7 protein-coding genes are annotated in these 6,607 nt (G+C 39.4%); 3 read left to right on the top strand and 4 right to left on the bottom strand.

The genetic code is table 11. The features are described from left to right. A partial coding sequence (gene dnaK, locus Q1K78_RS13730) for a molecular chaperone DnaK (RefSeq protein ID WP_300179874.1) occupies positions 1-1,543 on the bottom strand: 1,543 nt, incomplete at its 3' end. Positions 1,544-1,755: 212 nt separating this feature from the next. Continuing rightward, the gene (grpE, locus tag Q1K78_RS13725) at positions 1,756-2,340 is read right to left on the bottom strand and encodes a nucleotide exchange factor GrpE (RefSeq protein WP_300179871.1); all 585 of its coding nucleotides are present in this window, start codon (positions 2,338-2,340) and stop codon (positions 1,756-1,758) included. 175 nt (positions 2,341-2,515) lie between these two features. Here grpE and nadK point away from each other — a divergent pair, with 175 nt between their 5' ends. The 3 genes from nadK (at position 2,516) to bamE (ending at position 5,763) form a co-directional block, all read left to right on the top strand. Continuing rightward, positions 2,516-3,400: an NAD(+) kinase gene (gene nadK / locus Q1K78_RS13720; RefSeq protein WP_300179868.1), complete on the top strand. Its 885-nt coding sequence runs from the start codon at positions 2,516-2,518 to the stop codon at positions 3,398-3,400. A gap of 125 nt (positions 3,401-3,525) precedes the next feature. Next, entirely contained in the window at positions 3,526-5,193 is a 1,668-nt protein-coding gene (recN, locus tag Q1K78_RS13715) for a DNA repair protein RecN (RefSeq protein WP_300179865.1), read from the top strand. A 213-nt stretch (positions 5,194-5,406) separates the two neighbouring features. Further along, positions 5,407-5,763 carry an outer membrane protein assembly factor BamE gene (gene bamE / locus Q1K78_RS13710; RefSeq protein WP_300179863.1) on the top strand — a complete coding sequence of 119 codons (357 nt, stop codon included), beginning with the start codon at positions 5,407-5,409 and terminating at the stop codon, positions 5,761-5,763. A gap of 105 nt (positions 5,764-5,868) precedes the next feature. Here bamE and Q1K78_RS13705 read toward each other — a convergent pair whose 3' ends face one another. Both Q1K78_RS13705 and Q1K78_RS13700 read right to left on the bottom strand, forming a co-directional pair. After that, the gene (locus Q1K78_RS13705) at positions 5,869-6,180 is read right to left on the bottom strand and encodes an RnfH family protein (protein ID WP_300179860.1); all 312 of its coding nucleotides are present in this window, start codon (positions 6,178-6,180) and stop codon (positions 5,869-5,871) included. Then, a complete protein-coding gene (locus Q1K78_RS13700) occupies positions 6,167-6,604 on the bottom strand; it encodes an SRPBCC family protein (protein WP_300179857.1) in 438 nt (145 codons plus the stop codon). Before Q1K78_RS13700 ends, Q1K78_RS13705 begins: the two co-directional genes overlap by 14 nt. Between the last annotated feature and the right edge of the window lie 3 nt (positions 6,605-6,607).

The following is a 6,607-nucleotide window of genomic DNA, read 5'->3' as shown; positions in this document are numbered from 1 at the left end:
CCATTGCTTCGATTTCTTCAGGAGTTAAGCCACCAGATGCTTTGATAGTGATCTTCTGCTCTTTACCTGTTGTTTTATCTTTTGCTGATACGTTTAGGATACCATCAGCATCTAGATCGAAAGTTACTTCGATTTGTGGCATGCCACGTGGTGCTGCTTGAATACCTTCTAGGTTAAATTGGCCTAGAGATTTGTTGTATGTCGCTTGCTTACGTTCACCTTGAAGTACGTGGATTGTTACCGCACTTTGGTTGTCTTCAGCAGTTGAGAACGTTTGATCCGCTTTAGTTGGGATTGTCGTGTTCTTCTCGATTAGTTTAGTCATTACACCACCCATCGTTTCGATACCGAAAGACAGAGGAGTTACATCTAGAAGAAGTACATCTTTAACGTCACCAGACAATACGCCACCTTGAACTGCAGCACCCATTGCTACTGCTTCATCAGGGTTTACGTCACGGCGCGCTTCTTTACCGAAGAACTCAGCAACTTTAGCTTGAACCATAGGCATACGCGTTTGGCCACCAACTAGGATAACGTCAGTAATTTCGTCTACTGATAAATCAGCATCTGCTAGAGCCACTTTTAGTGGTTCAAGCGTACGAATTACTAAGTCTTCTACTAGAGATTCTAGTTTTGCACGAGTCACTTTAACGTTCATGTGCTTAGGACCAGTTGCATCAGCAGTAACGTAAGGAAGGTTTACGTCAGTTTGTTGAGCTGAAGACAATTCAATCTTCGCTTTTTCTGCTGCTTCTTTAACACGTTGCATAGCAAGTGGATCAGTTTTAAGGTTGATACCTTGTTCTTTTTTGAACTCGTCAACTAAGAAATTGATCATACGGTTATCGAAATCTTCACCACCTAGGTGAGTATCGCCGTTTGTTGCAAGCACTTCGAAAGTTTGCTCGCCATCAACGTTGTCGATTTCAATGATAGAAATATCGAATGTACCACCACCAAGGTCGTATACTGCGATAGTGCGATCGCCGCCTTTTTTGTCTAGACCGTAAGCTAATGCTGCTGCTGTTGGTTCATTGATGATACGTTTAACATCAAGACCAGCAATACGACCCGCATCTTTAGTTGCTTGACGTTGAGCATCGTTAAAGTAAGCAGGTACAGTAACAACTGCGCCAGTGACTTCTTCGCCTAGGAAATCTTCAGCTGTTTTCTTCATTTTCTTCAGAATTTCAGCAGACACTTGAGGAGCCGCCATTTTTTGGCCTCGCGCTTCAACCCAAGCATCACCGTTATCAGCTTTAACGATTTTGTACGGCATGATTTCGATATCACGTTGAACTTCTTCGTCTTCAAAACGACGACCGATAAGACGCTTAATCGCAAATAATGTATTTTGTGGGTTAGTAATTGCTTGACGCTTCGCTGGCTGACCTACAAGAGTTTCGCCATCAGTGTATGCAACTACCGACGCAGTTGTGCGTTCACCCTCTGCATTCTCTAAAATACGTGGCGTATCGCCATCTAAAACAGCAACACAAGAGTTAGTAGTACCTAAGTCAATACCAATGATCTTACCCATCAGGTTATCTCCAATTTATCTATGTAAATTTACTCAAAACAACTTGAGTAAAGGTTGGGACTGAATCCCATAATTCATTCTATGACTAATTAATAAGGGCGTGAAATGACAATTCAAGGGAAACAATAAAAAAAAATCAATTTTATTTTCATCTGAACAAAAAAAAGCCTAACAATCATGTCAGGCTTTATTCAGAATATTTTACAAAGTAATTACTGAGCGACCATAACCATTGCAGGGCGAAGTACTTGCTCATTCAATGAGTAGCCTTTTTGCATCACAATCATTACTGTGTTCGACTCATGATCTGGGCTTGCTTGCATACCAATCGCTTGATGAAGTTCTGGGTTAAAAGCTTCACCAACCGGATTGATAACCGTTAAACCAAACTTTTCAACCGTTGAAATAAACGTTTGCAGTGTTAATTCAACGCCTTCAAGTAACACTTTTGCTGCTTCGTTTTCTTTATCGCCATTTTCAAGCGCACGCTCTAGGTTATCGATAACAGGAAGTAATTCACCTGCAAATTTTTTCAATGCATATTTACGCGCTTTATCAATATCACCTTCAGCACGACGACGAACATTTTGCTCTTCTGCTTTAGCTCGTAAAACGGCATCTTGTTGATCTTTAAGTTGAGCTTGAGTTGCAAGCAATGCAGCTTCTAGCTCTGCAATTTTAGCTTCTTGATTATCTTCTGCAGATTCATTCCACTCAACATCAGCTTCTGTACCTACCGCTTCAATATGCTCTTCTACTACTGTTTCTTCGTTAACTTTGTTTTCTTCTTTGTTCATTATTACTTCTCCAGAATGCTAATGATTAGCTATATAAAACGATCTTAATACAAACCAAGGCATCGCTCTATAAGCAAATTAAATCTTTGTCATTATTATGGGGACTAAATAAAGCGATTCAAGCATAATAGTGTGAATTGTAACATTTGTTGCCCATTTCTGACGGATGATGGATATGAAAACAGCTTTTAACGTTATCGCAATCATTGGTAAACCAAGAGACCCAAGTGCCGTAAAAACACATTTGGCACTCTATCATTGGCTTACTGGACTAAATTATCCGGTCTTAGTCGATGATCGTTTACGTGAAGCCTTGCCTGATATTCCTGATGAGAGCTTTAATCACCTATTAGAATTAGGCGAAAAAGCCGATCTAGCGATTGTCGTCGGTGGTGATGGCAATATGCTGGGCGCTGCTCGTGTTTTATCACGTTTTGATATCTCCGTGATTGGCGTTAACAGAGGTAATCTTGGCTTTTTAACCGATCTTGACCCTGATGATTTTGAAGAGCCATTACAAGCTGTATTAAATGGCGATTTCATTAAAGAAGAGCGCTTTTTATTAGAAGCGGAAGTTCATCGTCATGGGCAAATAAAAAGCCATAATACCGCCTTTAATGAAGTCGTGCTTCATCCCGGTCAAGTTGCTCACATGATTGAGTTTGAAGTCTATATTGATGACAGCTTTGCGTTCTCTCAACGTTCTGATGGACTGATCATTTCAACACCAACAGGATCAACTGCCTACTCTCTTTCTGGTGGCGGTCCAATCCTATCACCAAATCTAAATGCCATCTCGATAGTGCCTATGTTCCCACATACACTGTCAAGTAGACCTTTAGTTGTTGAAGGTAAACGTCATATAAAACTGTTTATCTCACCAGAAAACCGTAGTTCATTAGAAGTAAGCTGTGATGGGCAAGTATCTTTACCTGTCAGCCCGGGAGATGAAGTTCATATTTTCCAAAGCCCAAGCAAGTTAAAGCTTATTCACCCTAAAGATTATAGCTACTATCATGTACTTAGAAATAAGCTTGGTTGGTCAAGTAAACTATTTTAGTTTCTAATACAGATATAGATAAGCCACTCACAAAAAGTTAATTTAAACTTTACTGTATAAACAAACAGTATATACTGTGCCTATATACAGTGTTTTTAGTGTTTAAATTTCATAGAGAATGGCTTATGTTGGCACATATCAAAATTACTCATTTCGCAATTGTAAAATCATTAGAGCTGGATTTAACCAAAGGCATGACCACCATTACCGGTGAGACTGGTGCAGGTAAATCAATTGCAATTGACGCCCTTGGTTTATGTTTAGGTGATCGCGCTGAAGCTTCCATGGTTCGCCAAGGTGAAGAAAAAGCGGAGATCACCGTACTCTTCACATTAGAAAATAACCTTAATGCTAAACGATGGTTAGAAGACAATGAACTCTATGATGGCAATGAGTGTATTTTACGCCGCGTAATCACCAAAGAAGGCCGATCTCGTGGCTTTATCAATGGTAGCCCTGTTCCTGCTACGCAACTAAAAACACTAGGTCATTTACTGATCAATATTCACGGACAGCATGCTCACCATGAGTTAATGAAACCGGATTATCAACTGAATATGTTAGATCAGTATGCTGGGCACGTTTCTTTATTAAATAAAACACGCAGTCGCTATCAAGCGTGGCGTCAGGCTGATAACTCCTTAAAGCAACTCATCAAGAACAGTCTGCAAAATGAAGCTCAAAAACAACTTATCGAATATCAAATCAAAGAGCTGAATGAGCTAGCGCTAGGTGAAGGCGAATTTTCACAGCTAGAAGAAGACCATACTCGCCTTTCTAACTCTGGTGATTTAGTTGAACATTGTCAGCAAGCCGTTTCTATACTTTATGAAAGTGACGACGTTAACGCATTGCAACTGCTTCAGCATGCAAACAACCACCTTCAACAACTTGGCCAATTAGATCCTCTACTATCTCCTTTATCTGAGATGATCAAAGAAGCGATGATCCAAGTTGAAGAAGCGAATCATGAACTGAAAAACTATTTAGATTGTATTGATGTTGACCCCGCACAAATTGCCTTCGTAGAAGAACGTTTTAGCCGCGTAATGTCTATGGCTAAAAAACACCACGTACTTGCTGATGAATTGTATGAACGCCATCAACAATTATTAGCAGAATATGAACGTCTTGATTGTTCCGATGAAAAACGTGAACAACGAGAACAAGAAGTTGAAGAATTAAAACAACACTTCTTAGAGGCTGCGCATAAACTCACCAAAAGCCGCCAACGCTATGCCAAAGAGCTAAACAATAAAATCACTGAGAGCATGCAAACGTTAAGCATGGAAAAAGCCGTATTTGATATTCAGATTGAAAGTGATAGCATTACCAAAATTTCACCACTTGGAATCGATACCTTATGCTTTAAGGTCTCAACTAACCCAGGTCAGCCTTTACACCCAATAGCAAAAGTAGCATCGGGAGGGGAGTTGTCTCGTATCTCTTTAGCGATTCAAGTTATCACCGCTCAAAAAGTCGATACGCCAAGTTTAATTTTTGATGAAGTGGATGTAGGTATTAGCGGACCAACCGCTGCTGTCGTAGGTAAAATGCTGCGAACGCTTGGTGAATCAACCCAGGTACTTTGTGTTACCCACTTACCTCAAGTCGCTGGCTGTGGACATAATCAATTATTTGTCGCTAAGCACACAAATTCAGGCAAAACAGAAACTCAAATGCGAGCATTAAGTACAGAAGAGCGCATTGAAGAGTTAGCCCGTTTGTTAGGCGGTACAAAAATCACAGACCACACACTAGCTAATGCCAAAGAGCTATTAAGCGCTGCATAGTGATTAATATTTGCATTTACTAACTGAATTAAGCCAATATCAACTCAAGGATATTGGCTTTTTTATTCACTCAATTATTTAAAATCATTAATAGAATGCAACTTGATTCAAAAATTAGGGTCAAAACACATTAGAACACGCTTAACCTTTTTACTTATTAGGTCAGCTTGTTTATCATCTATTCATTATTTTAAAGGCTAAGCTGTACGAACTATGCAATTCAAAAAATGGATCATTGCTCTACCCCTTGCTGTTGGACTTCTGGGTGGTTGCTCGCTATTAGAACCATTGGTATATCGAATCGATATCGCCCAAGGTAACTACGTCGAACAGGAAGCCGTCGATAAACTGCGATTTGGAATGACGAAACAACAAGTACAGTTTGTTATGGGTTCTCCAATGCTGGTTGAATCTGGTTACCCAAATACTTGGTATTATATTTATCATTTTACTCATGGGCATCAAAAAGCGATTCAGAAAAATATGATCGCAAATTTTGACAATAATGGAAATCTCACCAGTATTGATGGTGATTTCCCTATGAGTGACAGTTTCTTCGAAAAGATCTAATACCAATTCCAGTAATTATCTTTTAAAGAAGAGTCCAAATACAAAAAACCGGAGATCGTTAAACGATTCTCCGGTTTTTTTTATTCGCTATACAAAGCAAAAAATCTATTTCTTTCTGGCTTCTTTTTTAGCTTGCTCTGCTCTTTTTCGACGAATTTCTTTTGGGTCAGCCAACAAAGGACGATAAATTTCAATACGATCTTTATCTTTGACCGTCGCCTCTAATTTTATATTACGGCTAAATACACCCACTTTATTCACTTTCAAATCTATTTCGGAGTAGCGCTCTAATACCCCTGATTGTCGAATGATCTCTTCTACAGTTTGCTCTGCTTTAACTGCAAGCTTAAAAACAACCTGCTCTGTCGGTAAGGCATACACCACTTCAACATGTATCATCGCATTAATCATTGACATAAACCTGCTTCGCTCTTTGAGTAAATGAATTCACCATATTATTAGTTAACTCTTGAAATACCTTTCCAAAAGCCATTGCAACTAACGCATTTGTAAATTCAAACTCTAATTTTAATTCTACTTTACAAGCGGATTCATCTAGTGCTGTAAAGTACCAACCGCCAGTCAAGGACTTAAAAGGTCCATCGACTAAATTCATGCCAATGACTTCAGAGTCAATCAGGGTATTTTTAGTCGTAAATGTTTTCTTTATACCCGCTTTTGCTACATCGACTGAAGCTACCATTGAGCCTTCTGTTTGCTCAATAATCTTTGAGCCAGAGCATCCAGGTAGAAATTGAGAGTATGATGCGACATCATTGACTAAATCGTACATCTGCTTTGCGCTAAACGACACTAATGCAGATCGGCTAACCTGAGGCATAAA

It is taken from the genome of uncultured Aliivibrio sp. (genome assembly GCF_946479765.1).
GTDB lineage: Bacteria > Pseudomonadota > Gammaproteobacteria > Enterobacterales > Vibrionaceae > Aliivibrio.
The sequence above is the reverse complement of the archived record's forward strand: the minus strand, read 5'-3'. Positions and strand labels throughout refer to the sequence as shown.

What these genes read in the sequence shown, in the direction of transcription:
- Q1K78_RS13705 (WP_300179860.1), bottom strand. Translation starts at nt 6,180, where the DNA reads ATGTCAATGATTAATGCGATGATACATGTTGAAGTGGTGTATGCCTTA.
- Q1K78_RS13700 (WP_300179857.1), bottom strand. Translation starts at nt 6,604, where the DNA reads ATGCCTCAGGTTAGCCGATCTGCATTAGTGTCGTTTAGCGCAAAGCAG.
- nadK (WP_300179868.1), top strand. Translation starts at nt 2,516, where the DNA reads ATGAAAACAGCTTTTAACGTTATCGCAATCATTGGTAAACCAAGAGAC.
- recN (WP_300179865.1), top strand. Translation starts at nt 3,526, where the DNA reads ATGTTGGCACATATCAAAATTACTCATTTCGCAATTGTAAAATCATTA.
- bamE (WP_300179863.1), top strand. Translation starts at nt 5,407, where the DNA reads ATGCAATTCAAAAAATGGATCATTGCTCTACCCCTTGCTGTTGGACTT.
- grpE (WP_300179871.1), bottom strand. Translation starts at nt 2,340, where the DNA reads ATGAACAAAGAAGAAAACAAAGTTAACGAAGAAACAGTAGTAGAAGAG.